Source organism: Embleya sp. NPDC008237, from assembly GCF_042956465.1.
Classification (GTDB): domain Bacteria; phylum Actinomycetota; class Actinomycetes; order Streptomycetales; family Streptomycetaceae; genus Embleya.
This window is the reverse complement of record NZ_JBIBGL010000003.1, coordinates 319,847-346,694: the sequence shown is the minus strand read 5'-3', so window position 1 is coordinate 346,694 and position 26,848 is coordinate 319,847. Positions and strand designations below refer to the sequence as shown.

Here is a 26,848-nt window from a genome sequence, read left to right as displayed (position 1 = left end):
AAACACCCCCCGCGGCGTACCGCCCCGCGGGCGCCCGGGCCCGCGGGCGTACCGGGGGGGCCTGCGTAATGGGGGGGGGGGTGCGGTTTCCGCCCCCCCGCCGCTCTCGTGATCGGGTGGGGACGGGTGGTGCTGTTCGCGTCGCGTGGGGGGGGGTCGGGCCGCGAAGGGTCAGCCGCGCGGGCCGCGCGGCATGCGCGCGCCCTTCGGCATCGGGCCCTTGGGCACCGGCATGTTCTTCATCAGGTCGCCGACCGCGCGCAGGCGGTCGTTGACCACCGCGACCTCGGGCTTGGCCATGGTCGGCGTCAGCTTCATGATGTGCCGTTGCAGCTTGAGCAGCGGGACCTGACCCTCGTCGTTGCCGACGATGATCGTGTGCACCGTCGTGTTCGCCACCAGACGGGACATCCGCTTCTTCTCATCGGCCAGCAGTCGCGTGACGCGACCGGGCTGGCCCTCGCCCACCAGGATGATGCCGGGGCGACCCACGGCGCGGTGGACGACATCCTGCTGGCGGGTGATGGCCACGGTGGGGGTCACGACCCAGCCACGCTTGAGTGACTGCATGACCGCCAACGCGGCGCCGGGCTGGCCCTCCATCTGGCCGAGCACCGACTTCTCGGCCCGTCGTCCGAAGATGAAGGCCGCCGCGAGCAGACCCACGAGGGCGCCGAAGATGCCCAGGTAGATCGGATGTCCCCACCAGAAGCCGATGGCCAGGAGTACTGCGAATACGCCCAGGCCCCAGGCCGCCACAATCAAGCCGACCCAGGGATCGGCCTTCTTCGTCTGCTGGTAGGCGAGCCGGATCTGCTTCAGCCGGCCGCTCTTCTCGGTTGGTTCCTTGCTCGCCATGTGAAAAGGATACTGGCGTGTCGTGCACCCCGGACAATGGCTGCCGACAGCTTGTCCGAACCTTCATGCGAGCGGCGCAGCGATACGGCCGTCCGGCCGGAGGCGAACCTCCGGTGAACGGCCGTACGGCGCAACGCGCGGCAACGCGCGTCAGTGCGAGCCGGTGCCCGGGGCCGGGTTGACCGGGGCGAGCCGGGCCAGGATGTCGGAGGCCTCGGCGCGGGCACGGGCACGGTTGCGGTCGGCACACACGGCCGCCCACGCGTTGCGGCGCGCGGTGCGCTGACCGCCCTCGAACATCAGCACGGTCTCGACGGCCCGGAAGACCCGGCCCACGGTCGCCCTGCGGGCTGCGAAGCCGCGATCGAACGCGTCTCGCAGCACCGAGGCGTTGCCCTGTTGCGTGTCGTGCATGAACGTCGTTCCCCCTACCTGTTTTCGGGTGCGAAGGCTCACCGCACTGCGGTCGACTCTCGCAACAATGTGTTACCAAACGATGACGTCCGGGTCAAACCGACGTGAAAGTCTGCATACCTTCGCCCGAAGCGGAGCGGGAGTCGCGCACTTCGAGTGCCTGGCGGTACAGCCGGCCCGCGCGGTACGAGGAGCGGACCAGGGGGCCGGAGAGCACGCCCGCGAAGCCGATCTCCTCGGCCTCCTCGTTCAGCTCGACGAACTCCTCCGGGCGTACCCAGCGCTCGACGGGGTGGTGCCGCACGCTCGGCCGCAGGTATTGCGTGATGGTCAGCAGCTCGCAGCCGGCGTCGTACAGGTCCTGCATGGCCTGGCTGACCTCGGCGCGTTCCTCGCCCATGCCCAGGATCAGGTTGGACTTGGTGACCAGGCCGTCCGCCCGGGCCTGGGTGATCACGTCGAGCGAACGCTCGTACCGGAAACCCGGGCGGATGCGCTTGAAGATCCGCGGCACCGTCTCGATGTTGTGCGCGAGCACCTCGGGACGGGAGGAGAAGACCTCGGCCAGCTGGTCCGGCTGCGCGGTGAAGTCCGGGATCAGCAGTTCCACGCCGGTGCCCGGGTTCAGCTGCTTGATCTGGCGGACCGTCTCCGCGTACAGCCAGGCACCGCCATCGGGCAGGTCGTCGCGGGCGACGCCGGTGACGGTCGCGTACTTCAGGCCCATCGCCTGGACCGACTCCGCGACGCGGCGCGGCTCGTCACGGTCGAGCTCGGCCGGCTTGCCGGTGTCGATCTGGCAGAAGTCGCAGCGCCGGGTGCACTGGTCGCCGCCGATCAGGAAGGTTGCCTCGCGGTCTTCCCAGCATTCGTAGATGTTGGGACAACCGGCCTCCTCGCACACCGTGTGCAGCCCCTCGCGCTTCACGAGTTGCTTGAGCTCGGTGTACTCGGGGCCCATCTTCGCCCGGGTCTTGATCCACGAAGGCTTGCGCTCGATGGGAGTCTCGGCGTTGCGGACTTCCAGGCGAAGCAGCTTGCGGCCGTCGGGTGCGACAGCGGACACGCGCGACTCCCTTTGCTCGGGGCAGCCTGCGGGGCGGGACAGACTGCGGTGGGCCCGACTGGATGGTCCGGGCCCGTGGTGGGGCGGTACGTCCAGAGTACGCCGAGGGATTCGGGCCTCCGGACGGCCCATCCGGTGGCAACCGGGACGAACTCGGGTGGATTCCCCGGATGCCGGATCCGGTACGAGGCGTGCGTCACGCGGCCGACGGACTCCGCGTCACGCCGAGCGCGCGGCGGGCGTCACGCGGAGCACGATCCACGCCTCACACGGGCACGTGCGCGAACACGTCGGCCAGGTGCTTCTCGGCCAGCGGCAGTACCTCGGCGACCGTCACCTCGCGGCCGAGTTCGCGGCTCAGCGAGGTGACGCCGGCGTCCTTGATGCCGCACGGCACGATCCGGTCGTAGTACGTCATGTCCGCGTCGCAGTTGATCGCGAAGCCGTGCATGGTCACCTTGCGCGAGACCCGGACGCCGATCGCCGCGAGCTTGCGGTCGTCGCCGCGCTGGCCCGCGTTGGAGGGCGCGTACTCCGGGCCGGCCAGGCGCGGGTCGAACTCCGGGTGCAGGCGCGGGTCGGGGCCGGCCGCCAGGCGGCTGTCCAGCCGCAGATCGAGCCCGCCGACCGGGGCCGGGCTCGGCGGCACCGCGTCGCCCAGGACCCAGACACCGCTGCGACCCTCGATCCGGGTGGTCTCCAGGCCCAGGTCGGCGCAGACCCGGATCAGCGCCTCCTCCATCCGGCGCACGTGCGCGACCACGTCGACCGGCTCGGGCAGCCGCACGATCGGGTAGCCGACGAGCTGCCCGGGGCCGTGCCAGGTGATCTTGCCGCCCCGGTCCACGTCGACCACGGGGGTGCCGTCCATCGGGCGCTCGGAGGGGTCCGTACGGCGGCCTGCGGTGTAGACCGCGGGGTGTTCCAAGAGCAGGCAGGTGTCCGGGGATTCGCCGCTCACCACCTGCTCGTGGACGCGGCGCTGCTCCTCCCAGGCGGCCTCGTACGGAACGGCGGCGGCGCCGAGGCCCAAATGCACGAATCGCAAGAAGCTGGTCACGCCGACCAGCGTACGACGGGGGCGAACGTCACCGATGGCCGGCGTCGAGCCCGCGGACGGTGCAGGTGACGCCGGTGAAGGTGCAGCCGATCGACTCGACCCGGCCGTACAGCCCGAACTCGATCACCGCACTGGCTCCGGGGGCCAGTGGGCCGTTGCCGCGCGCGGTCGCGATGCCGCGATCGGTGCTGGTGCGCATGCCCTCGCCCCAGAGCATGGTGAAGCCGCTCCCCCGGCCGGACGTGGTGAGGGTGAGGTCCCAGGCCGGGAGCGGGCGCGCGGTGCGGTTGGTGATGACCACCGTGCCGTCGGCGCCCCAGCCGGAGTCGGTCACCTTGGCGTCGACGGAGATGTCCTTGGGCCCGGTGGTGGCCGGCGGAGGCGGGACGGGCGGCGTGGTCGTCGCCGGCGGCGCGGTGGTGCGGGGCGCCGTGGGCCCGGTACTCGCGGTCGCGCTCGCCGAGGCGGAGGGGGAGCGGCCGGCCGATTTGGTCGGGCTCGCGGTCGTCGACGTGGTCGCCCCCGGGCTTGCCGAGCCGATGCCGGGCAGCGGGTACGCGGGTGCGGGCAGCGGCAGGTTCAGGTCGTTCGGGAGCGAGCGATGGCGGCTCTTGTCGTCGTCCGAGCCGGAGAACAGGAAGACCCCACTGGTGAGCAGCAGGCACACGAGCGCGACCACGGCCAGGGGGATCACGATCCCACGAGCGGTGTCGTCGGGCTGGCGGGTCACGCGTGCGTTTCCTTCGAGTCGGGGCGAGCCGCGGGGGGCGGGCGGGTCGGCCGTGTGGTGCGGTTCGGGTTCCGCCACGTGGGTGTTGATCACCCCATCGGGTGAACTGACTCGCGCATGTTCCACCACGGCTCCGCGCACCGCAAGCGACGCACCGGTGGTGACGCCGCATCGGATCGGTCCCGAGGGTTCGGCAGGTTCTGCCGAACTCGACCACCACGGACCGCCGTCGGGCCGGATTCGCCACTCGATTGGCCGGACTCGGGCCGGTAACTCGAAAGGGTCATTGTTGCGAGCGTTCGGGTTGTAGCGCTCCAGAAATCGCTAGATTCTCGCGCGATCACCCACCCACACCGAACCACCGCACCAGCGGGAGGCGTTCATCTCCATGGCAGCCAGGGTCGAGCGGCGCCCCAATCACCGGCTGGCGGCGCTTGTCGAGGAAGCCGGCTTCTCGCATGCCGGTCTGGCCCGACGCGTTGACCAACTCGGTGCGGAACAGGGCATCGATCTCCGGTACGACAAGACCTCCGTGGCGCGCTGGCTGCGTGGCCAACATCCGCGCGGGATCGTCCCGATACTGCTTGCCGAGGTCTTCACCCAGCGGCTCGGCCGCAAGCTCAGCGCCGAGGATCTGGGCATGGCCGGTTGCCGGCCGGACTATGCCGGGCTCGAATACGCGTCGGGGCCGCCCGAGGCGGTCGAGATCGTCACGGGCATGTGGCAGGCCGACTCGGCGCAGCGATCGGCGCTGGTGGAGGCCGCGTTCACGCCCGGGGCGCTGGTGGTGCCCAGCCGGGACTGGCTGATCGGCGCCGGCGACGAGCGGCCCGCCCGGCAGGACGGCGATCGGGTCGGGCTCGGCGACGTGGCCGCGGTGCGCGCGGTCGGCGAGGCGTTCCGGCGGTTGGACAACTCGTTCGGCGGCGGGCACGGCAGACAGGCGCTGGTGCGCTACCTCGACACGGAGGTGACCGCGATACTGCGCGGGACGTACGACTCGCGCACCGGCAGCGCGCTGTTCGGCGCGGCGGCCACGCTCACCCGGCTGGTCGGCTGGATGGCGTACGACGTGGGCGTGCACGGGATGGCGCAGCGCTACTTCGTCCAGGCGCTGCGGCTGGCCCAGGCGTCCGGGGATCGGGCGCTGGGCGGCTTCGTGTTGTCCACGATGAGCCGACAGGCGGTCTACCTCGGCCACGGGCGCGAGGCGGTGCAACTGGCGCGGGTGGCCCAGCAGGGCGCCTCGGTGGTGGCCACGCCCCGGGTCCGGGCGTTGTTCCACGCGGTCGAGGCGCGCGGCCACGGGCTGCTCGGGGACGCCCGGGCGTGCGGCGCGGCGCTGCTGCGTGCGGAGCAGGCGTTGGAGTGCGTCGCCCCGGGGGACCAGGAGCCGGAGTGGGTCGCGTTCATGGACGAGGCGCAGCTGACCGACGATCACGCGCACTGCTACCGGGACTTGGAGGACTACGACAAGGCCCGCGAGTATGCCGAGCGGTCGCTGCTGTTGCGCGGCAGCGAGTACACCCGCAGCCGGCTGTTCTGCCAGACGATCCTGGCCACCGCGTTGTTGGAGTTGGGCGAGGTCGAACAGGCGTGCCGGATCGAGGCGGAGGCGACGGAGCAGGCGGAGGGCCTGCGCTCGTCGCGGGCGGTGGACTACGTGCGCGAGTTCACGCATCGGTTGGCGCCGTATCGGGATGTGCCGGCGGTGCGCGAGTTCGAGGCGCGGTCGGGGTGCTTTGTCCACACGGCCTGAGGGCTTTCGGGCGGAACGCTCGAGCGCGAGCTGCGGCCGCGTCCCGGTCGGCTCGCGCTGTCGGCGCCCGCCCGTTGCCCAAGGCTCGGATGCCGCGGAATTCGGGCCTCGGGCGGGCGCGTTGGGGCCGTCCTAGGCCGCCAGGACGCCCAGGTCGGCGAGGGCGGAGCGGGCGGCTCGGCGGCCGGAGGCCAGGGCGCCCTGGATGGAGCTGGAGTCGCGATGGTCGCCGCAGACGTACAGGCCGCCGATCAGGCGGACCGGGCGGCGGAAGTTGTGGCCGGGTTCGACCACGGGGACGGCGCGGGCGATGTGACAGGTGGTCAGGTGCGCCCACTCGGTGGTGGGCGTGTCGTACACGACGGCCAGCCGTTCGCGGACTCGCAGTTCGAGCTTGGCCGGCTCCGTGCCGTCGTGGCCCAGGACGGTCGTGGCGATCAGGGCCCGGCGGTCCGGCGCGTAGGTGGGCGCGACCTGGCTGACCACCGTGGTGTGGGTGAAGGGGCTGCGGGGGTCGGCGTCCAGGAGCAGTGACGGGTCGGGCCGGGGGGCGCCGCGGGCCACGTGGTACAGCGTGGTCACCGGGTGGAACGCGGGCATCCGCAAGCCGGGCAGCAGCGCCACCGCCGTGGTCGGATCGGTGGCCACGATCACCGCGCCGGCGCGGATCTCACCCGCCACGTCGGTGAGTACCCGGTCGGCCGAGACGGACAACACCCGCACGCCGTGGCGCACCGCCCCGGCCGGCAGCCCGGCCGCGAGCTGCGCCGGCACGGCCGCCATGCCGCGGGCGGGCAGCGCCACCCGGCCGCGCAGGAACGAACGCAGCATCAACTCGGCGAAGCGGCTGGACGAACACAGCGCGGGATCGTGCAACAGCATGGTCAGCAGCGGGCGCAGCGTACGACGGGCCAACTCGGGCGGCAGCGCGCGCATCGTCGGCGCGTCGGCGACGGCCAGTTCCGGAGCGCTCATCACCCGGGCCACCGGAGCGGACGCGGTCCGGGCAAGCAACGCGGCCACCCGGGCCCGCTCGGTGCCGCTGCCGTTGCGCAGCCCGCCGATCGCGTCCCGCACCCGGCGGACGTCGCCCAGCCGATGGATGCGGCCGTCGTCGTGAAGCAGTACACCGGCCTGGAACGGCCGCAACCCGAGCGCGGCGACGTCCAGTTGCCGGCTCACCTGGGGCCACGAGGTGGTCAGCGACTGGAAGCCGTGGTCGACCCGGAACCCGTCCACGAGATCGGTGCGCACCCGCCCTCCGGGTCGCTCCGCAGCCTCCAGAACGGTCACCGGAACCCCCGCCGCGGCCACGCTCCGCGCCGCACTCAGACCGGCCAGACCGGCCCCCACCACGATCACCTCGGTTCGACGCACGTCGACCACGGTCGTCCTCCCGTCCCCCTGCCCACGGCCGCAGGCGCCGCGGAGTCGGTTTCGTCGCCTACAGGTCATACCCAGGGAAATTGCCGTAATCGCCCTGTCACGCACGGGAGTTGACCCAAAAGACCCCGATCACGAACCACCCGCCCCCGGCACCCCCGGCAACGCGATCCACACCGCCCGAAACCGAGCAACGCCCCATGGACCCGGGCGACCCCGAGGCCGCGTTTCGGGGCCGCCCGGTGTGGCGCGGGACCGTGAATCTCCGTCCACGGGTGTGGCACCCGAGCCTGCCCCGCTGTAAGACTCGGTCGATGAAGATCGGGGAACTGACTCGCGATGCCGTGCTGGATGCCTTGGCGGAATGCGATCGCCTCGGAACCGCGGAGTTTCTGAAGACATACGGCTTCAAACCGGCCGTGAAGTACGTGCTGGTGCACGAGGGCAAGGAGTACGACTCGAAGGCAATTGCGGGCGTGGCTCACTGGTACTGCCAGGGCAGGGCCTTGACGTCCGACGAGTTCAGTGGGGGCAAGGCTGCTGCGGCCGGTTGGTTGCTGAAGCTCGGATTCGACGTGCGGACGCCGAAACGGAATCCGGACTGGGTCTGGGACGAATTGGTGCTCGCGTGCGCTCTCCTGGCGGAGAACGGATGGGCGCAGCTCGATGCGGGCGACAAGCAGGTCGTCGAGCTGTCCCGGCTGTTGCAGAAACTTCCATTTCATGACAAGGCCACCCGAGGCGAGACGTTCCGCAATGCCAACGGCGTCGCTCGCAAGATCGTCGACATCCGGACCTGCCATCCGGACAACATCGGCAGGTTGACGCGAACCAACGGCAACAGGCTCGACTACGAGGTCCTGGCCGCTTTTCTGGCGGCACCCGCGCGGATGGCTGCGGCTGCGGCGCGCATCAAGGCCGGGCTGCGCTCGGGCGAACTGCTCAAGCTCCCCAAGGCGCCCCTGGAAGAACTCGAGGAATACAGCGCTCCCGAAGGTCGCATTCTCGCTCGACGACACCTCTATCGCGAGCGCAACCAGAGTTTGCGAGAACGCAAGCTCGCCGAGGTTCTCGGTGAGCGAGGGCATCTGGGCTGTGCGGTGTGCGACTTCGACTTCGAGGCGAAATACGGCGCGCACGGGGCCGGGTACATCGAGTGCCACCACGTCGTTCCGCTGCATGTGGCCGGAGAGGGTGAAACCAGGCTGTCCGATCTTGCGCTCGTTTGTGCCAACTGCCATCGCATGGTGCATCGCACGAATCCGTGGTTGACCATCGACGAACTTCGGGCCCTGCTGGCTCGGTAGTCGGCGCCGGGTCGGGTCGGGGTCGGGTCAGTGGGTCAGGGCGGCGGTGAGGGTGGATTCGATGGTGGGGTGTTCGAAGGTGAAGCCCGAGGTGAGGAGGGCCCGGGGGAGGACGCGTTGGCCGGTGAGGATCTCGTTGCCGAAGTCGCCGAGGACGGCGCGGAGGGCGAAGGCGGGGACGGGCAGGGCGGTGGGGCGGTGCAAGGCCTTGCCCAGGGCCCTGGTCGCCTCGGCGTTGGTGACCGGGTGCGGTGCGGTCAGGTTGATCGGGCCGGCGAGGTCGGGGTGGTCCAGGGCGTGCCGGATCGCGGCCACCTCGTCGGTGAGCGAGATGAAGCTCCAGTATTGCCGGCCCGAGCCGAGCCGGCCGCCCAGACCGGCCTTGACCAGCGGGATCATTCGGCGCAGCGTGCCGCCGGAGCGGTCCAGCACCAGGCCGGTGCGCAGGTGGGCGACCCGGATGCCGGCCTCCAGGGCGGGTGCGGTGGCGGCCTCCCACTCGGTGCACAGGTCGGCCAGGAAGCCGCGGCCGGGCGGGGCGGACTCGTCCACCTCGCGGTCGCCGGTGTCGCCGTAGAAACCCATCGCGGAACCGGACAGCAGTACCCGCGGCGCCGGTTCGAGGGCCGCCAGCGCGCGCGAGACGGCCGCGGTGCCCAGGACCCGGCTGTCGCGCAGTTCGCGCTTGTACGCGGCCGTCCAGCGCTTGTCGCCGATGCCCGCGCCGGCCAGGTGCACCGCCGCGTCCACCGGGCCGAGGGCGGCGGTGTCCACGGTGCCCGCGTGCGGGTCCCAGCGGACCTCGTCCGGTCTGCCGGGAGCCCGGCGGACCAGCCGGACCACCTCGTGGCCGTCGGCGGCCAGCGAACGGACGAGAGCGGAACCCACGAGGCCGGACGAACCGGTGACGGCGATGCGCATGCCGCCATCCTTGCCCACCGGACGCCGGACATGCCGAAGGCGGCCCGGACGAGGTGTCCGAACCGCCTTCGGGACGTGCCCACCGTTGCGGAACGAGTGTCCGCCGCGGCATGTCCTACAGGCCGAGGTCGCCTTCGAAGGCGCCTTCCTCCAGGCGGGTCTTCACCGTCTGCAGGAAGCGGGCCGCGTCCGCGCCGTCCACCAGACGGTGGTCGTAGGACAGGGCCAGGTACACCATCGAACGGACCGCGATGACCTCGCCGAGCGTCGGGTCGTTGACCACGACCGGGCGCTTGACGACCGCGCCCGTGCCGAGCATCGCGACCTGCGGCTGCGGGAAGATCGGCGTGTCGAACAGCGCGCCGCGCGAACCGGTGTTGGTCAGCGTGAACGTGCCGCCGGCCAGCTCGTCCGGGCTCACCTTGTTGGTGCGGGTGCGCTCGGCCAGGTCGGAGATCTTGCGCGAGAGGCCCGCGATGTTCAGGTCACCCGCGTTGTGGATGACCGGGACCATCAGGCCGCGGTCGGTGTCCACCGCGATCACCAGGTGCTCGGCGTCGTGGTAGGTCACGGTGCCGGCGGCCAGGTCCATCGACGCGTTCAGGACCGGGTGGATCTTGAGCGCCTCGACGGCCGCCTTCGCGAAGAACGGCATGAACGACAGCTTGACGCCCTCGCGCGCCACGAAGTCGTTCTTGGCCCGGTCGCGCAGGCGGGCGATGTTGGTGACGTCCACCTCCACGACCGTGGTCAGCTGGGCCGAGGTCTGCAGCGACTCGACCATGCGCTTGGCGATCACCGTGCGCATGCGCGAGAGCTTCTCGGTCCGACCGCGCAGCGGCGACGGCTCGACCGCGGCCGGGGCCTTGGCGGCGGACGCGGCCGGGGCGGCGGCCGGAGCCGATGCCGCGGCGGCGGCCTGGGCCGCCTGCTGCTTGCGGGCCGTCTCCAGGACGTCCTGCTTGCGGATCCGGCCACCGATGCCGGTGCCCGCGATCGAGCCCAGGTCCACGTTGTGCTCGGCGGCCAGCTTGCGTACGAGCGGCGTGACGTACGCGCCGTCCGCCTCGGCCGGCGGGGTGAGCTGCGGGGCGGCCGGGGCTGCCTGCTGCGCGGCCGGTGCCGGGGCAGGGGCGGGAGCGGGCGCCGGAGCGGGCTTGGGCGCAGGTGCCGGGGCCGGAGCCGCCGGTGCCTGCGGAGCCGGTGCGGGGGCCGCCGGAGCCGGTGCCTGCTGTGCCGGAGTCTGCTGCGCCGGAGCGGGAGCCGCCGGAGCGGGCGCCGCGGCCGGTGCGGAACCGGGCGCGCCGATGAGGGCCAGCTCGGCGCCGACCTCCACCGTCTCGTCCTCGGCGACGCTGATCTTCAGCAGCACGCCGCCGATCGGCGCCGGGATCTCGGTGTCGACCTTGTCGGTCGAGACCTCCAGGAGCGGCTCGTCGGCCTCGACCGTGTCACCCTCCTGCTTGAGCCAGCGGGTGATGGTGCCTTCCTGCACGCTCTCGCCGAGTGCGGGCAGCAGCACCGGGGTGCCCTGCACGTCGCCGGCGGGGGCGGCCGGAGCCGCGGCGGGCGCGGCCGGCTCGGCGGGGGCGGCCTGAGCGGCCTGGGCCTGCGCGGGCTCCGCCTGTGCGGGCTCCGCCTGCGCGGGCTCGGCCGGGGCGGCCTGAGCGGCCGGCGCGGCAGTCTCCTGCGCCGGCGAGCCGGCCGTGGCCGGCGCCTCGGCACCGGTGCCGTCGTCGATCACGGCCAGTTCGGCGCCGACGTCGACCGTGTCGTCTTCCTGGGCCTTGATGGACACCAGAATGCCGGCGGCGGGGGAGGGGATCTCGGTGTCGACCTTGTCGGTCGAGACCTCGAGCAGGGGCTCGTCCAGCTCGACGCGCTCACCCTCCTGCTTGAGCCAGCGGGTGATGGTGCCCTCCTGCACGCTCTCGCCGAGCGCGGGCAGTGTTACGGAGACCGGCATGGGTCAATGACTCCTTCTCAACGCTTCAAGGCGTGTGTCTTGGATGACGGGGCGCGATTGGGGGCGCGTCGTCAGTCGTGGACGTGCAGCGGCTTGCCCGCCAACGCGAGGTGGGCCTCGCCAAGCGCCTCGGACTGCGTCGGGTGCGGGTGGATGAGCTGGGCGACCTCGGCCGGGAGGGCCTCCCAGTTGTAGATCAGCTGGGCCTCCGAGGTCAGTTCACCCATGCGGGCGCCGACCATGTGGATGCCGACGACCGGGCCGTCCTTGACCGAGACGACCTTGACCTGGCCGGTCGTCTTGAGGATCTGGCTCTTGCCGTTGCCGCCGAGGCTGTAGCTGATCGTGGCGAGCTTGTCCGAGCCGTAGCGCTCGACCGCCTGCGCCTCGGTGAGGCCGACCGAGGCCACCTCCGGGTCGCAGTAGGTCACGCGCGGCACGCCCGCGTAGTCGATCGGCACCGGGTTCAGCCCGGCGATCCGCTCGGCGACCAGGATGCCCTCGCCGAAACCGACGTGGGCGAGCTGGAGGGTGGGGATGAGGTCGCCCACGGCCGAGATCGTCGGCACGTTGGTGGCGCAGTACTCGTCGACCAGGACGTAGCCGCGCTCCATCGCGACGCCGGCCTCCTCGTAGCCCAGTCCCGCCGAGACCGGGCCGCGACCGACGGCGACGAGCAGCAGCTCGGCCTCGATCTGCTTGCCGTTCTCCAGCGAGACCCGCACGCCCGCGTCGGTGTACTCGACACCGGCGAAGCGCGCACCGAGCTCGAACTTGATCCCGCGCCGGCGGAAGGCGCGCTCCAAAAGCTTGCTGGACGCCTCGTCCTCCAGGGCCACCAGGTGCGGCAGCGCCTCGACGATGGTCACGTCCACACCGAAGGACTTCCAGGCACTGGCGAACTCGACGCCGATCACGCCGCCGCCCAGGACCACCGCGGACTGCGGGACCCGGTCGAGCACGAGCGCGTGGTCGCTGTTGATCACCCGGTTGCCGTCGATCTCCAGGCCGGGGAGCGACTTGGGCACGGAGCCGGTCGCGAGCACCACGTGTCGACCCTCGTAGCGCTGCCCGTTCACCTCGACCGCGGTCGGCGACACGAGCTTGCCGGCGCCTTCGACGACGGTGATCTTCCGGCTGTTGATCAGCCCGGTCAGACCCTTGAACAGGCGCGAGATGACGCCGTCCTTGTATGCGTGCACGGCCGAGATGTCGATGCCGTCGAACGTCGACTTGACGCCGAACTGCTCGCTCTCACGAGTCTGGTCCGCGACCTCGCCCGCGTGGAGCAGCGCCTTGGTCGGGATGCAGCCGTTGTGCAGACACGTGCCGCCGAGCTTGCCCTTTTCGATGAGGACGACCCGCATACCGAGTTCGGCCGCGCGAAGGGCGCACGCATAGCCGCCGCTCCCGCCTCCGAGAATGACTACATCGAAAACGGCTCCGGCGTCGTTCGCCACGTCACGTCCTCCTGTGATTGCGATGCCCACCCGCGCGGGACGCGGCGGGTAGCACCCCCTTCTTGTGGAAGGTCTCAAGTGCCGGTACAACATCCTCCCACTTGTCGGGAGCGACCGAGCACTCCGCCCCGGTGTTGGCTGTCCCACAAGGGCCGCGCCGAAATGGCGGATCGGGGGCACAACGTGCCGTTGCGACTCGTTGTTCCGACACGATCACGACCTCCGCGCGGCGGACCGACGCGGATGACATGCGCGTATGACAGGAAGGAAATCCCCGTGGGGTTGTTCCGACGCAAACGCGGTGCCGGCGCGGATGCGCCCGATCGCAGGCAGGCCGCCGCCGCGGCGGCGCACCTGAGCGAGTTCGCGCGCAGCCGCAACGGAGTCGAGGCCTACATCGAACCGGTGACCACGCTGAGCGGGACAACGGTGGTGTTCATCGCCGATACCGGCGAGTGGACCCGCCGTCGGGTCGCCGATCCCGGTGCCGCGCGCACGCTCGCGCGCAAGCTGGGCATCCCGGTGTACGAGGCGGCCCTGGTGGGCTACCCCAAGCGCATGCGCGAGTGGACCCGCCGGCAGTCCGCCGACGGATCCTGACGCACCGCGGTCGAACGGGACCCGAGCGACCGGGTCGTACGGATTGCGACCGACCCGGGTGCAACCGCCGGCTCGGCCGGGGCGCGAGGGCGCCCCGGCCGAGCCGGACCGAACCGAGCCGGGCGGATACCGGGAATCGGGTCGGCAACCGCCCCGGTTCCCGACCGCGGCACCGGTCCGGGGATCAGATCCGGTTGTCCGCCACGTCCTGCGCGACCTGGAGCAGCGAGCGCACGGCCACACCGGTGCCGCCCTTGGGCCGGTAGCCGCCGGCCTCGCCCTCGTGGAACGCCGGGCCGGCGATGTCCAGGTGCGCCCAGCTGACGCCGTCGGCCACGAACTCCTGGAGGAAGATGCCGGCGAGCAGGCCGCCGCCCATCCGCGAGTTGCCCATGTTCTTCAGATCCGCGATCGGCGAGTCCATCTGCTTGCGCATGTCCGCCGGCAGCGGCATCGGCCAGGCCTGCTCGCCCGCCCGCGTCGCGGCGTCGTACACGGCGTCGCGGAAGGTGTCGTCGTTGGCCATGATCCCGTACATGTCGTTGCCCAGGGCGACCATCATCGCGCCGGTCAGCGTCGCGACGTCGATCAGCATCTGCGGCGACTCCTCGCACGCACGCGTGATCGCGTCGGCCAGGACCAGCCGGCCCTCGGCGTCGGTGTTGAGCACCTCGACCGTGCGGCCGCCGTACATCCGCAGCACGTCGCCGGGGCGGGTCGCGGTACCGGAGGGCATGTTCTCGGCCAGCGCGAGCCAGCCGGTCACGTTGACCTCCAGGCCCAGCCGGGCCACGGCCGCGACGGCGCCCAGGACGGCCGCCGCGCCGCCCATGTCCATCTTCATCGTCTCGTTGGCACCGGCCGGCTTGAGCGAGATGCCGCCCGAGTCGTAGGTGATGCCCTTGCCGACCAGCGCGATGGTGCGCTTGGCCTTGGGGTGCGTGTAGCCCAGCCGGACCAGGCGCGGCTTGCTGGCCGAGCCCTGGCCGACGCCCAGGATGCCGCCGAAGCCGCCCTTGGCGAGCGCCTTGTCGTCGAGCACCTCGACCTTGAAGCCGGCGTTCTTGCCGGTGTCCACCGCGATCGCGGCGAAGTCCTTCGGGTTCAGGTCGTTCGGCGGGGTGTTGACCAGGTCGCGGGCCTGGTTCACGCTCTGCGCGGTGATCGCGGCGCGCTCCACGGCGGCCTTGGCGGCCTTGTCCCGGCCCTTGATGCCGAGCAGCACGACGTCCTTGACCGCGTCCTTGCGGCCCTCGCGCGACTTCTCCCGGTAGGCCTCGAACGAGTACGCGCCGAGCAGTACGCCCTCCCCGAACGCACCCACCGCCTCCGCACCGGCCAGGGGCAGGGCGACGCCCGCCTTCTTGACGCCCGCGAGCGCCCGGGCCACGGTGCCGCCGGCCCGCCGCAGCGTCTCGTGCGTGAAGCCGTCGGCGGGCCGCTCGCCGAGGCCGATCACCAGCACGAGCGGGGCCTTGGCCGCGCCGAAGGTCGGGACGCGGTGTAGTTCGCCCTCGGCGCCCGTGGCGTCGAGCGCGGACAGAGTGTCGGTGAGTCGGCCGTCGAACGCCGCGGCGATGCTTTCGCTGCCCTCGGCGACGACGGCGCCGTTCTCACCCTTGACGGCGCCGATCACGAGAACGTCGGCGCGCAGGGAAAGGGCCGCGGTGGAGCCGATACTCAGTGTGGTCACGAGTGTCCTGTCTCTCATCTCTCGGGGGTGCTGAATGCCCGCACGATCGGTGGGGCACCGACGCGGCGATCCTTGCTCGGGATGCCTCGTCGAGCGGTGACGAGCCGTATGGAAGATACGTTCGCGGTCAGCATTTCACGCCTTCCCGGCAAACGTCTCAGCCAGTGGACACGACCAGCAGCGCGACGCACCCCGAGATCTCCACGACGGCGCCCAGCACGTCGCCGGTGATCCCGCCGAATCGGCGGACGGTGTGCCGCAACAGCAGGGCGCCGGCGGCGAGTCCGGCGGCTGCCGCGCCGAGTGCGCGCAGTCCTTCGGCCGGACCCTGGATCGCGCCGTACAGCCCGGCGGCCGCGAGCAGGACCAGCGACCAGGCCAGGAGCACACCGCGCCCGACGGTGCCGGCGACCATCGCGCCGAGCCCGTCCGGCCGGGCCGAGGGCACCCCCGGACCGCAGGCGAGCGACAGCGCGGTGCGGCCGGTCACCACGGCCAGCACCAGGCCCGCCGCGGCCGGGGCCGAGCCGTGCTGCTGGAGCCGGACCAGCGCACCGATCTCGATCGACACCAGGAACAACAGGCTCAGGACACCGAACGGGCCGATGTCGGACGCCTTCATGATCCGCAGCGCGTCCGGTGCGGGCTTGGCCGAGCCGAGGCCGTCGGCGGTGTCGGCCAGGCCGTCCAGGTGCAGCCCGCGGGTGAGCAGTGCCAGGGTGCCGACCGCGAGTGCCGCGGCGGTGAACGCGCCGGTGCCGGCCCACGCGGCGAGCGCCAGCACACCGGCCGCCAGGCCGCCCAGGACCAGGCCGACCAGCGGTGCGCAGGCCATCGCCCGGCCGGCCACCGGGCGGTCCACCCGATCGACCCGGACCGGGATCACCGACAGGATGCCGAACGCCAGGCGCAGACCGGCCGAGGTGGTACCCGCGCTCATGGGGCGGGGTGCACCCGGGCCACCAGGTCGACCGCGGCGCGCAGCACCGGCAGCGCGAGCAGTGCGCCGACCGCCTCGCCGCCCCTGACCCGGTAGTCCAGGACGGGTTCCAGGGCCAGCCGGTCCAGCGCCTTGACGTGCCCCGGCTCGGGGGTGACGTGGCCGGCCAGCCACCAGTCGGGGGAGCGGTACGAGATGCGCTGCGCGACCAGCGCGGACGCGGCGGTGGCCACGTCGTCCAGCAGCACGGGGGTACGCCGGATCGAGCACTGGAGCAGGAATCCGGTCATCGCCGCGAAGTCGGCCCCGCCGGAGACGCCGAGCAGCCGCATCGGGTCGCCCAGCACCGGCCGGGCCCGGCGCAGCGCGTCGCGGATGGTGGCGCACTTGCGGATCCAGGTCGCGTCGTCGATGCCGGAGCCGCGACCGATCACGGCCGCCGCGTCCATGCCGGTCAGCGCACCGATCAGGACGGCCGCCGGCGTGGTCGCGGCAGCGCCCAGCGAGCCGAGCAGCAACATGTCGGCGCCGGAGTCGATCTCCGCGTCGGCGGTGGCCATGCCGATCCCGAACGCCCGCTCGGCCTCGCCGGGGGCGAGCGCGTCGGCGGTGTCCACGGGCGCGGACGCGCGGCGGATCCGGTCCCGCGAGACATGTTCGGGGAACGCGTCGGGTTCGGCGTCGACGGCGATGTCGACGATCCGGACCGGCGCGCCGACGGTGGCCGCGAAGGTGGCCGCGGCCGAGGTGCCGTCGAGGGTGGCCAGGACCTCGCGCGCGGTCCAGCCCGGACGGCGGACCGACACGTCGTGGGCGGCGACGCCGTGGTCGGCGGCGAACAGCACCACGCGGGGTGCGCCGATGGGCGCGGTGGTCTTGCCGCCCTGGACCGAGGCGAACCAGATCGCGAGATCTTCGAGTCGGCCGTAGGCGTTCGGCGCGCCCGTCACGGCGATGAGGTGTTCGCGCACGCGGGCACGGGCGTCGTCGTCGGGGCGCTCCACCTGTGCGGCCAGGGAGTCGAGGTCGATTGTCACCCGGTCAGGGTAGTTGTGCGGTCGGGCGGGCGGCGACGGGTCCGGCGCCGCGGTCCCGGCTCGGCGGGTCCGGGTCGTGGCCCGGCCGCTCCGGCCGCTTCGGCGCCTTTGGTCCCTCGGCCCGTACCGCCCGCGGCGTGCGATGGGTGCGCAGGCGGCGGATGCGCCCGGCGGGGGAGCCGGCCGGGCCTTCGGGTCGGTCCCGACGAGGGTGCCTGCCGGCTACGACGCCGCGTGCCTTGCCCGGCGGGGGAGGCTGCGCAGGGTGAGGACCTGGCCGGCGACGACCAGCAGCACCTCGTCGGATTCGCCGGCGACGGTGGCGTTGAGTCGGCCGAGTTCGTCGCGGAAGCGGCGGCCGGCCGGAGTCGGGGGCACCACGCCGCTGCCGACCTCGTTGCTGACGCCGACCACCGGGACCCGGCAGGCCCGCCAGGCGGCGGCCAATGCGGTGATGTCGGCCCGTACCGCCTCGCGCGCCCCCGCCGCCCACCGGGCGTCGTCCCACGCGCCGTGCGCGTCCATCACCGCGGTCAGCCACAACGACAGGCAGTCCACCAGGAGCGGTTGTCGGGCCTCGGCGAGTAGCCGGGTCAACTCGACCGTCTCGGCGGTGCTCCAGGTGTCCGGGCGCCGATCGCGGTGCAGCGCGATCCGCTCGGCCCATTCGGAATCGCCCTCGCGGGTGCCGCCGGTGGCCACGTAGAGCACGTCCGGGCAGGCCGCCAGGCGGCGTTCGGCCTCCGCCGACTTGCCCGAGCGGGCGCCGCCCAGGACCAGGGTGCGATGCGGACGCGGCGCGGGCGAGGCGTCCGCGCCGACCCGGACCAGGCCGCCGTCGGGCACCGCGCGGGCCCCCCACGCGGCCAGCCGACGATGCAGTTCCTCGCCCGGCGGCGACTCGTGCGACAGGTGTATCGCCAGCACGTCGGTGTCCTCGGTGACCGCACCGTCGCGGCGCAGCGTGGCCAGTCGCTCCGGCCACGAGACCACGTCCAGGAGCACAACGTCGTAGTGCCCGCCCTCGCGCGTCCAGGCCCGGGTCGCCTCCGCCTCGGGCGGCAGCGCGGAGGGCGGCGCGTACAGCAGCCGGGTTCCGTCGGCGCCGGTCACCTCGTAGGCGACACGCCCGGGGGTACCACCCGGCAACACCCGTATGCGGTGCCCGTCCAGCTCGAACGTGTCCTCCTCGGCGACCTGTCGCCACTGCGGTCCGCCCGCCGGGGGCGCGGGCAGCCAGGCCGGCGGCCCGGACGGCGCGACCACCTCGACCAGCCCGGCCGCGGGCAGCCAGGCCAGCGGCGCGGACTCGGCCGGACCGCTCAGGAGCAGTCGCCGCACCCCGGTCAGCGGGTGTCCGGCCCGCGCGGCCGCGTGCGCGGGCTCGGGCCCGCAGTCGAGCAGCAGTGTGCCGTCGAGCAGCACGCAGGCGGGCCCGCGCACCACCGGACCGGTGCACCCCAGACAGGAGGCACAGGTGCAGAACGGCTGGGGCCAGCCCTTGGGACCGGCCGTGCCGAGCAGCGTCAGCTCCATGGGTGTCGTCGTGCTCCTGGCTATGAGGTGGTCGGGCTTGATCTACTGTGCAGGTCTTTTGACGGTCCGAGATCCCGAGGTGAGGAGCCCGACATGTCGTGGGTGTGGCGGTATGAGGACGCGGACGGTGCCCCGGTCGACGGACCGCAGGCGGAGGACTTCACGAACCAGTCGGACGCGGAGAGCTGGCTCGGCGAGACCTGGAAGGACCTGCTCGAGGCCGGCATCGAACAGGTGAGCCTGCTGGAGGACGATGCCGTGGTCTACGAGCACATGAGCCTGCGCGCCGCCGAGGGCTGACCCCTCACGCGACCGAGCATGCGAGAGGCGCGGCCGAGCCGTGTCCGGCGGAGGCCGCGCCTCTCATCATCCCAAGCGAGCGCTACGGGCGCGTCGTCGGGCTCAGGGTGAGCGCCGGGTCCCGGCTGACCACCGGGTCCAGGATCACGTCGATCTTGGTCAGCAGCCCCTCGTCGAGCGTGACGCCGGCCGCCTTGACGTTCTCGTGCACCTGCTCCGGACGGGACGCGCCGATGATCGCCGCGGACACGTTCGGGTTCTGCAGCACCCACGCGACGGCGAGCTGGGCGAGCGAGAGCCCGGCCTCGTCGGCCAGCGGGCGCAACTGCTGCACCCGGGTGAGCACGTCGTCGGTGAGCATCCGGGACACGAAGTCCTGGCCGCCCTTGTCGTCGGTGGCGCGCGATCCGGCCGGCGGCGGTCGGCCCGGCAGGTACTTGCCGGTGAGCACGCCCTGCGCGATCGGCGACCAGACGATCTGGCCCAGTCCCAGCTCCTCGGAGGTCGGCACCACCTCGGCCTCGATCACCCGCCACAACATCGAGTACTGCGGCTGGTTGGAGATCAGCGGCACCCGCAGCTCGCGGGCGAGTTCGGCGCCCGCGCGAATCTGCTCGGCATTCCACTCGGAGACGCCGATGTACAGCGCCTTGCCCGAGCGGACCACGTCGGCGAAGGCCGACATGGTCTCTTCCAGCGGCGTCGCGTAGTCGAAGCGGTGCGCCTGGTAGAGGTCGACGTAGTCGGTGCCGAGTCGGGACAGCGAACCGTCGATCGACTCCAGGATGTGCTTGCGCGACAGGCCCCGGTCATTGCGACCGGGGCCGGTGGGCCAGTAAACCTTGGTGAAGATCTCCAGGCCCTCGCGGCGCTCGCCCTTCAGCGCCCGTCCCAGCACCGATTCCGCGCGCGTCTCCGCGTACACGTCGGCGGTGTCGAACGTGGTGATCCCGCAGTCGAGCGCGGCCCGGACACAGGCGAGTGCCGCGTCCTCTTCCACCTGGGAGCCATGGGTGAGCCAGTTGCCGTAGGCGATCTCGCTGATTTCGAGACCGCTGCGGCCGAGGTGTCGGAATTCCATGCGAACACCCTATGTCGGGCCCCCCACGCGGCCACGGCCGCACCACCGCCCACAACACTCCCACCGACCCCGGGCGCCACCGGTCGACCCGGGGCACCGTCACCGGCGAGGACCCTTGCTCAGCGCACGGTCTTCTCGCCGACCAGGTGCAGGATCGGCGCGATCAGCCGATACGGATCGCGGCGGGACGCGTCCTCCTCGCAGGCGAGCAGGTTCGTCCAGGCCTTCTGGCCGCGCGGCGGCTCGGCGTCGTCCGGCTGGAGACCGCTGAAGACGCCCACTCCGTACCAGTCCAGCACCGGCGCGCCCAGGTCGGCGAGCACCGTACACAGGCCCTCGACGGTATCCGCCCGCAACGTGCCGCCGGCCGGGTTGGGGTACGTGGTCGCGGACAGGCCCTTGAGCGTCGCGGTCCACTGGGCCGCGGCGCCCGCGCGCATCGCCAACGAGCCGGCATTGCGCGAGGTGACCGAGATCAGCCCGCCCTGGGTCATCATCCGGGCCAGCGCGGCGAGCATGCCGTCCGGTTCGGGCTGGGCCTCCAGCACGTCGTGGCAGATGGCCAGGTCGAAGCTGCCCGGCGGGAAGTGCCGGCCGGCCTCGGCGCCGTCCCCCTCGACCAGGCGCATCCGGCCCTGGACGTCGGCGCCCTCGTGGACCAGGTCCTCGTGCAGCTGGGTGAGCACGTCGGTGTCGGTGTTCACCGACGTGACGATGTGTCCGGCGCGGGCGAGCAGGATGCCGGGCGAGGCCGGTCCGCAGCCGACGTCCAGGACCCGCAGCGGGCCCCGGTCGCGCAGTCGCGTCATGTGTTCGGCCAACTGGCGGGCCACCAATTCGCGACGGACCTGGGTGTGCAGGTCGCCGGTCAGCCCGGTGATCGTGGTCATGTGACCTTCTCGCCTCGTTTGACCTGCGGCTTGGGCAGCCGCAGCCGACGGAGCTGGAGACTGCGCATCAGTGCGTAGGGCGTGACGCCCTTGAGGTTCTCCTTGGGGAACTTCGCCCGCAGGGCCTTCTTCAAGCCCAGGTTGACCCGGATGGAGTCGAGGATGATCAGCAGGATCACCGCGATCCACAGGAAGAGCGAGAAGTTCTTCACCGCGAGGCTGGGCAGGATGCTCAGGATCAGGATGATCACGGCCGAGGGCAGGAAGAACTCGCCGACCGTGTAGCGCGCGTCGACGTAGTTGCGGGCGAACCGGCGCAGCGGTCCCCGGTCCCGAGCCGGCAGCGCCCGCTCGTCGCCGGTCAGCAGCGCCTGGCGCTGCGCCTCGCGCTCCTCGCGCATCCGCATCCGCGCCTGCTTGCGCGCCTGTTTGGGGTCCTTGGCGACGGACACCTTGGTCCTGCGGTTGGCCTGGGCGTCGCTGCGCTTGGGCGTGGGCCGGCCCTTGGGGGCCTGGGGGTCCCGGACGGCCTGCGAACCCTGGAGACGCTCCAGGGACTGCTCGGCGGTCTCGGGCTCTGCGTGGGAACGTCGTCGGAACACGCTCAAAGCCTACGTGTTGGAGCCGGCCGACATTTCAAGGCTCCCCGGATCCGGTGCGAGATGGATGCGGAACTCTCACGGGCGGGAACACGTCAAGTGAGGCAAAGCCCTGCTGCCACAAGGTCGCTTGGGCATTTAGGCTTCAGGGAGCAGCACGGGTTGCCTACGAAGGGGGCACGCGAGGCCCATGAGCGGTGTAATGAAGCGAATGGCGATGATCTTCCGTGCGAAGGCCAACAAGGCCCTCGACAAGGCCGAGGATCCACGCGAGATGCTCGACTACTCGTACCAGAAGCAACTTGAGCTGTTGCAGAAGGTGCGCCGGGGCGTGGCCGATGTGGCGACCTCCCGCAAGCGGCTCGAATTGCAGATGACCGGTCTGCAGCAGCAGTCGGGCAAGCTCGAGGACCAGGGCCGCAAGGCGCTGGCGCTCGGTCGCGAGGATCTGGCCCGCGAGGCGCTCATGCGCCGCTCGGGTGTGCAGCAGCAGATCTCGGACCTCGGTACCCAACACCAGAACCTCCAGGCGGAGGAGGAGAAGCTCGTCCTGGCCTCGCAGCGACTGCAGGCCAAGGTGGACGCGTTCCGTACCCGCAAGGAGACGATCAAGGCGACCTACACGGCCGCCGAGGCCCAGGCGCGGATCGGCGGCGCGGTCGCCGGCATCTCCGAGGAGATGGGCGACGTCGGGCTCGCGATCCAGCGGGCCGAGGACAAGACCGCGCAGATGCAGGCCCGGGCGGGCGCGATCGACGAGCTGCTCGCCTCCGGTGCGCTCGACGACCCGACCGGGATGGCGAAGGACGACATCACCGCGGAGCTGGAGCGTTTGTCCAGCACGTCGGACGTGGAACTGGAGCTGGAGCGGATGAAGGCCGAGCTCTCCGGTGGCACCCCGCCGCCGGCGATCGGCCCCGGACAGCCCCGGCCGCGTTTCGACAAGCAGGGAGACGGCACATGATCGTGCGGATCGTGGGTGAGGGCCAGCTCGACGTCGCGGCGGAGCACCTGGATGTGCTCAACCGGTTCGACGACGAGCTTCAGGTCGCGCTGGAGAGCGGCGAGGACGCCGCCTTCCGCGCGGCGTTGACCGCGCTCCTGTCCAAGGTCCGCGAGGTCGGCACCGCGGTGCCGGATGACGAGATCGTGCCCTCGGACCTGCTGTTGCCGGCCGAGGACGCACATGTGGACGAGGTCAGGAAGATGCTGAGCGCGGACGGTCTGATCCCGGGCTGACGCGACTACCGCTCCTCCGTGCTGCGTGTGGGCGGTGTGCCCCGGGAAGCTTCCCGGGGCACACCGCCCGCTCATGCGTCAGGGCAGCGCCGGCCGGCGGCTACGGCAGGGCCAGCATGCGGTCGAGCGCGACCTTGGCGAACTTCTCGGTCTCCGCGTCCACCCGGATCCGGTTGACCACGTTGCCCTCGACCAGCGACTCCAGCGCCCACACCAGGTGCGGCAGGTCGATCCGGTTCATCGTCGAGCAGAAGCACACCGTCTTGTCCAGGAAGACGACCTGCTTGTCGGGGTGCGCCGCGGCCACCCGGCGGACCAGGTTGAGCTCGGTGCCGATCGCCCACGCCGAACCCGGCTCGGCCGCGTCCAGCGTGTTGATGATGTATTCGGTCGAGCCGACGTAGTCGGCCGCGGTGACCACCTCGTGCCGGCACTCCGGGTGCACGAGCACGTTGACCCCGGGGATCCGGGCGCGCACCTCCTCTACGGAGCTCACGTCGAACCGCCCGTGCACCGAGCAGTGTCCGCGCCACAGGATCATCTTCGCCGCGCGCAGCTGCTCACGGGTGAGGCCGCCGCCCGGCTTGTGCGGGTTGTACAGCACGCAGTCGTCCAGGCTCAGCCCCATCTCCAGCACCGCGGTGTTGCGGCCCAGGTGCTGGTCGGGCAGGAAAAGCACCTTCTCGCCCTGCTCGAAGGCCCAGTCCAGGGCCCGCTTGGCATTGGAGGACGTGCATATCGTGCCGCCGTTGCGGCCGGTGAACGCCTTGATGTCGGCCGACGAGTTCATGTACGACACCGGCACGGTGACGTCGGCGATGCCCGCGTCGGCGAGCACGTCCCAGCACTCCTCGACCTGCTCCGAGGTGGCCATGTCGGCCATCGAGCAGCCCGCGGCCAGGTCCGGCAGGATCACCTGCTGCTCGTCGGAGGTCAGGATGTCGGCGCTCTCGGCCATGAAGTGCACACCGCAGAAGACGATGTACGGCGCGTCCGGACGGGCCGCCGCCTCGCGCGCGAGCTTGAAGGAGTCGCCGGTCACGTCGGCGAATTCGATCACCTCGTCGCGCTGGTAGTGGTGCCCCAGGATGAACACCTTGTCGCCGAGCCGCTCCTTCGCCGCCCGGGCCCGGGCCACCAGGTCCGGGTCGGAGGGCGAGGGCAGGTCGCCGGGACACTCGACGCCCCGTTCGCTGCGCGGGTCGGCGGCGCGCCCGAGCATCAGCAGCGCGAGCGGCGTCGGCTGCACCCCGGGCGGCAGGTCCAGATCGTGTGTCGCGGTCACGGCGCGCACCTCTTCTCGTCTAATTGACACTAATAATCCTATCCTGTTCGTGTCAGGCTGACGAGAGTGGGGGTGTGCGACCATGAGTAAAACGCGAGGGCCCGAAGCATGATGTGGGAATAGGGCCGAGCCACCGTCGGTTGCCGAGGGTGGAAGTGGCGTACGACTGACGAACCACCACGTGGGAGCTTGCAGATGACTGTCCAGGACGAGACCACCAAGACCGGTGGCATCCTCCTCAGCGATGAGGCGGCGGCCAAGGTCAAGACTCTGCTGGAGCAAGAGGGTCGCGACGATCTCGCGCTGCGCGTGGCCGTCCAGCCCGGCGGTTGTTCCGGCATGCGGTACCAGCTGTTCTTCGACGAGCGTTCGCTCGACGGCGACGTCGTGGCCGACTTCAACGGTGTCTCGGTCGTCACGGACCGGATGAGCTCGCCGTATCTGAGCGGCGCCACGATCGACTTCGTGGACACCATCGAGAAGCAGGGCTTCACGATCGACAACCCGAACGCGGCCGGCTCCTGCGCGTGTGGCGACTCGTTCCACTGATTCGCCGCCTCGCACCCCGCTGAACTCCGACGCCGCGTCGACCCGAAAGGGTCGGCGCGGCGTCGTCGTGCGCGGGCTCGGTCGGGCGCCGGTCTCAACCGGCCGAGAAGGGATTGCCGCCCGGTGTGATGCGGGCGCCGGTCTCGGCGTCGACGAGTGTGCGGGTGCCCAGGGGTGTGGGAAGCGTCACGTCGGCTTTGTTCTCCACGGCCATCTCCGTGCATACGTCGCCGGTGCGGGTGACCTCCACGCGGATGGCGACCTGCGTCGCCGACTCGCTCGCGACCAGGAGGCGGTCGGTCTCGCACTGACCGCCCCACAGCCAGGCGGTCAGCGTGCGGCCGTCCGGGGCCACCGTGTAGCGGCTGAACCGGGTGTCCTGCTGGGCGGGGTAATAGGTGTGCGGGGTGCCCGGCGACAGGTTCGGGGACGACGTCGAGGTGTCCGGGCCCGCGCCGTTGGCGGACGCGGGCGCACTCGGTCGGCCCTGCGCGGGGTCGGCGGATGGTGCGGCCGGCCGGGTCGCCGCGGAGCCGGCCCGGTCGGCGGTATCGGAACGAGGCGACCCGTCGTCGCCGAGCACCGCCCAGGTGCCGCCGCCGATGCCGAGCACCGCGACGATCGCGAGCCCGACGACCAACGGCCGCCGGCGTGCGGTGGGTTCGGGTCGAATTCCTTCGTCGTGCTCACCGTGGGTACGCATGACGATTCGACGCGGGTCGAGCCGGCGCGGTTCCCCCGGGCGGTGGTCAGTCGCCGTATTCGGACATGCCGGCCACGAGCGTCGCGCCGTGCGCGGGAACGTCGGTGGCGGGGGCGTGCGAACCGGCGGGCGCGGCCTTGGTGGGCATGCGTTCCGGGCCCGGAGTGGTCCACGACGCGTCGATGTGACGGCAGTCACCGCGCAGGTCGTCGAGCGTCTCGGGCTCGGCCTGGGACGGCATCACGGGCATCGGGGACATTTCACGACTCCTTGTACCGGGGATCTTCAGCGTAAGTCGCACGGAGCGTGACGGCACGGTCTACCGACCGGTAGTTTTCGAGGGAGACACGACCGAGGTGGGATAACGTGTGCGAGTTTTCCCTTTCTCGTACCTCCCGTACGCCACTCTCCCCGTCCTCCACATAGGAGACACGCGCCATGCGCATTGCCGTGACCGGGTCGATCGCCACCGACCACCTCATGACATTTCCCGGTCGGTTCTCCGACCAGCTCGTCTCGGACAAGCTGCACGTGGTCTCGTTGTCCTTCCTCGTCGACAAGCTGGACATCCGGCGTGGCGGTGTCGCGCCGAACATCTGCTTCGGGATGGGGTGCCTGGGGCTGTCGCCGATCCTGGTCGGCGCCGCCGGGGCGGACTTCGTCGACTATCGCTCGTGGTTGGATCGCCACCACGTGGACACCGAGTCCGTGCACATCTCGCCGACCCACCACACCGCTCGGTTCGTCTGCACGACGGACGAGGAGCACAACCAGATCGCGTCCTTCTATACCGGCGCGATGAGCGAGGCCCGCGAGATCGAACTGCGGCCGGTGGCCGACCGGGTCGGCGGCCTGGACCTGGTCGTGATCGGCGCGAACGACCCCGAGGCGATGTTGCGGCACAGCGACGAGTGCCGCGATCGCGGCTACCCGTTCGCGGCCGACCCCTCGCAGCAGCTCGCCCGGATGGAGGGCGAGGACATCCGTCGGCTCATCGACGGCGCCGCGTACCTGCTCACCAACGAGTACGAGAGCGCGCTGATCGTGCAGAAGACCGGCTGGTCCGAGGCCGACATCCTGAAGAAGGTCGGCGTGCGGGTCACCACGCTGGGCCCGAGCGGGGTCAAGGTCGAGCAGGAGGGCGCGGAGGCCATCGTCGTGCCGTGCCCCGCGGAGGACGCCAAGGTCGATCCGACGGGTGTGGGCGACGGGTTCCGGGCCGGGTTCCTGTCCGGGATCTCGTGGGGGCTGTCGCTGGAGCGGTCGGCGCAGGTCGGCAACATGCTGGCGACGCTGGTCATCGAGACGGTCGGGACGCAGGAGTATTCGCTGCGGCGGACCTCGTTCCTGGGGCGGTTTGCGCGCGCGTACGGGGATGCGGCGGCCTCCGAGGTTGCGGCGCACATTCCGACCTGACCTCGGGTCCGGCGGCACTCGGGCAGGTGGCGCGAGGTTGGCCACCAGCGCCGGCC

At 71.6% G+C, this 26,848-nt stretch carries 27 protein-coding genes; 8 read left to right on the top strand and 19 right to left on the bottom strand.

Annotated elements, in window-relative coordinates; genetic code table 11:
• Positions 1 to 171: 171 nt before the first annotated feature.
• The 5 genes from ACFZBU_RS08525 to ACFZBU_RS08505 all read right to left on the bottom strand — a co-directional run bounded on the left by ACFZBU_RS08525 (position 172) and on the right by ACFZBU_RS08505 (position 4,128).
• Entirely contained in the window at positions 172 to 858 is a 687-nt protein-coding gene (locus ACFZBU_RS08525) for a DUF4191 domain-containing protein (RefSeq protein WP_391582723.1), read from the bottom strand.
• A gap of 150 nt (positions 859 to 1,008) precedes the next feature.
• On the bottom strand, positions 1,009 to 1,272 hold the full coding sequence (locus ACFZBU_RS08520) for a hypothetical protein (protein WP_391582722.1): 264 nt from the start codon (positions 1,270 to 1,272) through the stop codon (positions 1,009 to 1,011).
• 94 nt (positions 1,273 to 1,366) lie between these two features.
• Complete coding sequence (gene lipA, locus ACFZBU_RS08515) at positions 1,367 to 2,338, bottom strand: lipoyl synthase (RefSeq protein WP_391582721.1); 972 nt, start codon at positions 2,336 to 2,338, stop codon at positions 1,367 to 1,369.
• Between the two features lie 265 nt (positions 2,339 to 2,603).
• Positions 2,604 to 3,398 (bottom strand): lipoyl(octanoyl) transferase LipB, encoded by a 795-nt coding sequence (gene lipB / locus ACFZBU_RS08510; RefSeq protein ID WP_391582720.1) that lies wholly within the window; start codon positions 3,396 to 3,398, stop codon positions 2,604 to 2,606.
• 28 nt (positions 3,399 to 3,426) lie between these two features.
• Positions 3,427 to 4,128: a hypothetical protein gene (locus tag ACFZBU_RS08505; protein ID WP_391582719.1), complete on the bottom strand. Its 702-nt coding sequence runs from the start codon at positions 4,126 to 4,128 to the stop codon at positions 3,427 to 3,429.
• A gap of 388 nt (positions 4,129 to 4,516) precedes the next feature.
• Here ACFZBU_RS08505 and ACFZBU_RS08500 point away from each other — a divergent pair, with 388 nt between their 5' ends.
• Positions 4,517 to 5,887: a regulator gene (locus tag ACFZBU_RS08500; RefSeq protein WP_391582718.1), complete on the top strand. Its 1,371-nt coding sequence runs from the start codon at positions 4,517 to 4,519 to the stop codon at positions 5,885 to 5,887.
• A 132-nt stretch (positions 5,888 to 6,019) separates the two neighbouring features.
• Here the strand turns inward: ACFZBU_RS08500 and ACFZBU_RS08495 are convergent, their stop codons facing one another.
• Entirely contained in the window at positions 6,020 to 7,264 is a 1,245-nt protein-coding gene (locus ACFZBU_RS08495; RefSeq protein ID WP_391582717.1) for an NAD(P)/FAD-dependent oxidoreductase, read from the bottom strand.
• 320 nt (positions 7,265 to 7,584) lie between these two features.
• On the opposite strand from ACFZBU_RS08495, the gene ACFZBU_RS08490 reads away from it, so the two are divergent.
• Positions 7,585 to 8,577 (top strand): HNH endonuclease, encoded by a 993-nt coding sequence (locus ACFZBU_RS08490; RefSeq protein WP_391582716.1) that lies wholly within the window; start codon positions 7,585 to 7,587, stop codon positions 8,575 to 8,577.
• Positions 8,578 to 8,604: 27 nt separating this feature from the next.
• On the opposite strand, the gene ACFZBU_RS08485 is transcribed toward ACFZBU_RS08490, so the two are convergent.
• From ACFZBU_RS08485 to lpdA, 3 genes are all read right to left on the bottom strand, one after another.
• Positions 8,605 to 9,498: a TIGR01777 family oxidoreductase gene (locus ACFZBU_RS08485; protein WP_391582715.1), complete on the bottom strand. Its 894-nt coding sequence runs from the start codon at positions 9,496 to 9,498 to the stop codon at positions 8,605 to 8,607.
• A gap of 115 nt (positions 9,499 to 9,613) precedes the next feature.
• On the bottom strand, positions 9,614 to 11,464 hold the full coding sequence (gene sucB, locus ACFZBU_RS08480; RefSeq protein ID WP_391582714.1) for a 2-oxoglutarate dehydrogenase, E2 component, dihydrolipoamide succinyltransferase: 1,851 nt from the start codon (positions 11,462 to 11,464) through the stop codon (positions 9,614 to 9,616).
• A 71-nt stretch (positions 11,465 to 11,535) separates the two neighbouring features.
• A complete protein-coding gene (gene lpdA / locus ACFZBU_RS08475; protein WP_391582713.1) occupies positions 11,536 to 12,924 on the bottom strand; it encodes a dihydrolipoyl dehydrogenase in 1,389 nt (462 codons plus the stop codon).
• Between the two features lie 276 nt (positions 12,925 to 13,200).
• On the opposite strand from lpdA, the gene ACFZBU_RS08470 reads away from it, so the two are divergent.
• A complete protein-coding gene (locus ACFZBU_RS08470; protein WP_391582712.1) occupies positions 13,201 to 13,524 on the top strand; it encodes a hypothetical protein in 324 nt (107 codons plus the stop codon).
• Between the two features lie 184 nt (positions 13,525 to 13,708).
• Here the strand turns inward: ACFZBU_RS08470 and ACFZBU_RS08465 are convergent, their stop codons facing one another.
• The 4 genes from ACFZBU_RS08465 to ACFZBU_RS08450 form a co-directional block, all read right to left on the bottom strand.
• Positions 13,709 to 15,217 carry a leucyl aminopeptidase gene (locus ACFZBU_RS08465; protein ID WP_391582711.1) on the bottom strand — a complete coding sequence of 503 codons (1,509 nt, stop codon included), beginning with the start codon at positions 15,215 to 15,217 and terminating at the stop codon, positions 13,709 to 13,711.
• Positions 15,218 to 15,374: 157 nt separating this feature from the next.
• Positions 15,375 to 16,157, bottom strand: a complete 783-nt coding sequence (locus ACFZBU_RS08460; RefSeq protein WP_391582710.1) for an adenosylcobinamide-GDP ribazoletransferase — start codon at positions 16,155 to 16,157, stop codon at positions 15,375 to 15,377.
• Entirely contained in the window at positions 16,154 to 17,194 is a 1,041-nt protein-coding gene (locus ACFZBU_RS08455; RefSeq protein ID WP_391582709.1) for a nicotinate-nucleotide--dimethylbenzimidazole phosphoribosyltransferase, read from the bottom strand. The genes ACFZBU_RS08460 and ACFZBU_RS08455 overlap by 4 nt, the downstream gene beginning before the upstream one ends.
• 222 nt (positions 17,195 to 17,416) lie before the next feature.
• Positions 17,417 to 18,730, bottom strand: a complete 1,314-nt coding sequence (locus ACFZBU_RS08450; RefSeq protein ID WP_391582708.1) for a bifunctional adenosylcobinamide kinase/adenosylcobinamide-phosphate guanylyltransferase — start codon at positions 18,728 to 18,730, stop codon at positions 17,417 to 17,419.
• Between the two features lie 93 nt (positions 18,731 to 18,823).
• Between ACFZBU_RS08450 and ACFZBU_RS08445 the strand changes: the two genes are divergently transcribed.
• Positions 18,824 to 19,030 (top strand): hypothetical protein, encoded by a 207-nt coding sequence (locus tag ACFZBU_RS08445; RefSeq protein ID WP_391582707.1) that lies wholly within the window; start codon positions 18,824 to 18,826, stop codon positions 19,028 to 19,030.
• Between the two features lie 82 nt (positions 19,031 to 19,112).
• Here the strand turns inward: ACFZBU_RS08445 and ACFZBU_RS08440 are convergent, their stop codons facing one another.
• The 3 genes from ACFZBU_RS08440 to ACFZBU_RS08430 all read right to left on the bottom strand — a co-directional run bounded on the left by ACFZBU_RS08440 (position 19,113) and on the right by ACFZBU_RS08430 (position 21,603).
• Positions 19,113 to 20,111 (bottom strand): aldo/keto reductase family protein, encoded by a 999-nt coding sequence (locus ACFZBU_RS08440; protein WP_391582706.1) that lies wholly within the window; start codon positions 20,109 to 20,111, stop codon positions 19,113 to 19,115.
• A 119-nt stretch (positions 20,112 to 20,230) separates the two neighbouring features.
• On the bottom strand, positions 20,231 to 21,001 hold the full coding sequence (locus ACFZBU_RS08435; RefSeq protein WP_391582705.1) for a class I SAM-dependent methyltransferase: 771 nt from the start codon (positions 20,999 to 21,001) through the stop codon (positions 20,231 to 20,233).
• Entirely contained in the window at positions 20,998 to 21,603 is a 606-nt protein-coding gene (locus ACFZBU_RS08430; RefSeq protein ID WP_391582704.1) for a DUF3043 domain-containing protein, read from the bottom strand. Before ACFZBU_RS08430 ends, ACFZBU_RS08435 begins: the two co-directional genes overlap by 4 nt.
• Before the next feature lie 187 nt (positions 21,604 to 21,790).
• Between ACFZBU_RS08430 and ACFZBU_RS08425 the strand changes: the two genes are divergently transcribed.
• Complete coding sequence (locus ACFZBU_RS08425; protein ID WP_079026675.1) at positions 21,791 to 22,564, top strand: PspA/IM30 family protein; 774 nt, start codon at positions 21,791 to 21,793, stop codon at positions 22,562 to 22,564.
• Positions 22,561 to 22,839, top strand: coding sequence for a hypothetical protein (locus tag ACFZBU_RS08420; RefSeq protein WP_391582703.1), 279 nt, complete (start codon positions 22,561 to 22,563; stop codon positions 22,837 to 22,839). The genes ACFZBU_RS08425 and ACFZBU_RS08420 overlap by 4 nt, the downstream gene beginning before the upstream one ends.
• A 100-nt stretch (positions 22,840 to 22,939) precedes the next feature.
• Here the strand turns inward: ACFZBU_RS08420 and nadA are convergent, their stop codons facing one another.
• Positions 22,940 to 24,124 carry a quinolinate synthase NadA gene (nadA, locus tag ACFZBU_RS08415; RefSeq protein ID WP_391582702.1) on the bottom strand — a complete coding sequence of 395 codons (1,185 nt, stop codon included), beginning with the start codon at positions 24,122 to 24,124 and terminating at the stop codon, positions 22,940 to 22,942.
• A gap of 195 nt (positions 24,125 to 24,319) precedes the next feature.
• On the opposite strand from nadA, the gene ACFZBU_RS08410 reads away from it, so the two are divergent.
• Positions 24,320 to 24,673 (top strand): iron-sulfur cluster assembly accessory protein, encoded by a 354-nt coding sequence (locus ACFZBU_RS08410; protein ID WP_020553010.1) that lies wholly within the window; start codon positions 24,320 to 24,322, stop codon positions 24,671 to 24,673.
• A 94-nt stretch (positions 24,674 to 24,767) separates the two neighbouring features.
• On the opposite strand, the gene ACFZBU_RS08405 is transcribed toward ACFZBU_RS08410, so the two are convergent.
• Together ACFZBU_RS08405 and ACFZBU_RS08400 are read right to left on the bottom strand one after the other, a co-directional pair.
• Positions 24,768 to 25,376, bottom strand: a complete 609-nt coding sequence (locus tag ACFZBU_RS08405; protein ID WP_391582701.1) for a hypothetical protein — start codon at positions 25,374 to 25,376, stop codon at positions 24,768 to 24,770.
• Positions 25,377 to 25,422: 46 nt separating this feature from the next.
• Positions 25,423 to 25,635, bottom strand: coding sequence for a hypothetical protein (locus ACFZBU_RS08400; RefSeq protein WP_391582700.1), 213 nt, complete (start codon positions 25,633 to 25,635; stop codon positions 25,423 to 25,425).
• A 179-nt stretch (positions 25,636 to 25,814) separates the two neighbouring features.
• Between ACFZBU_RS08400 and ACFZBU_RS08395 the strand changes: the two genes are divergently transcribed.
• On the top strand, positions 25,815 to 26,792 hold the full coding sequence (locus ACFZBU_RS08395) for a carbohydrate kinase family protein (RefSeq protein ID WP_391582699.1): 978 nt from the start codon (positions 25,815 to 25,817) through the stop codon (positions 26,790 to 26,792).
• The last annotated feature ends 56 nt before the right edge of the window (positions 26,793 to 26,848 follow it).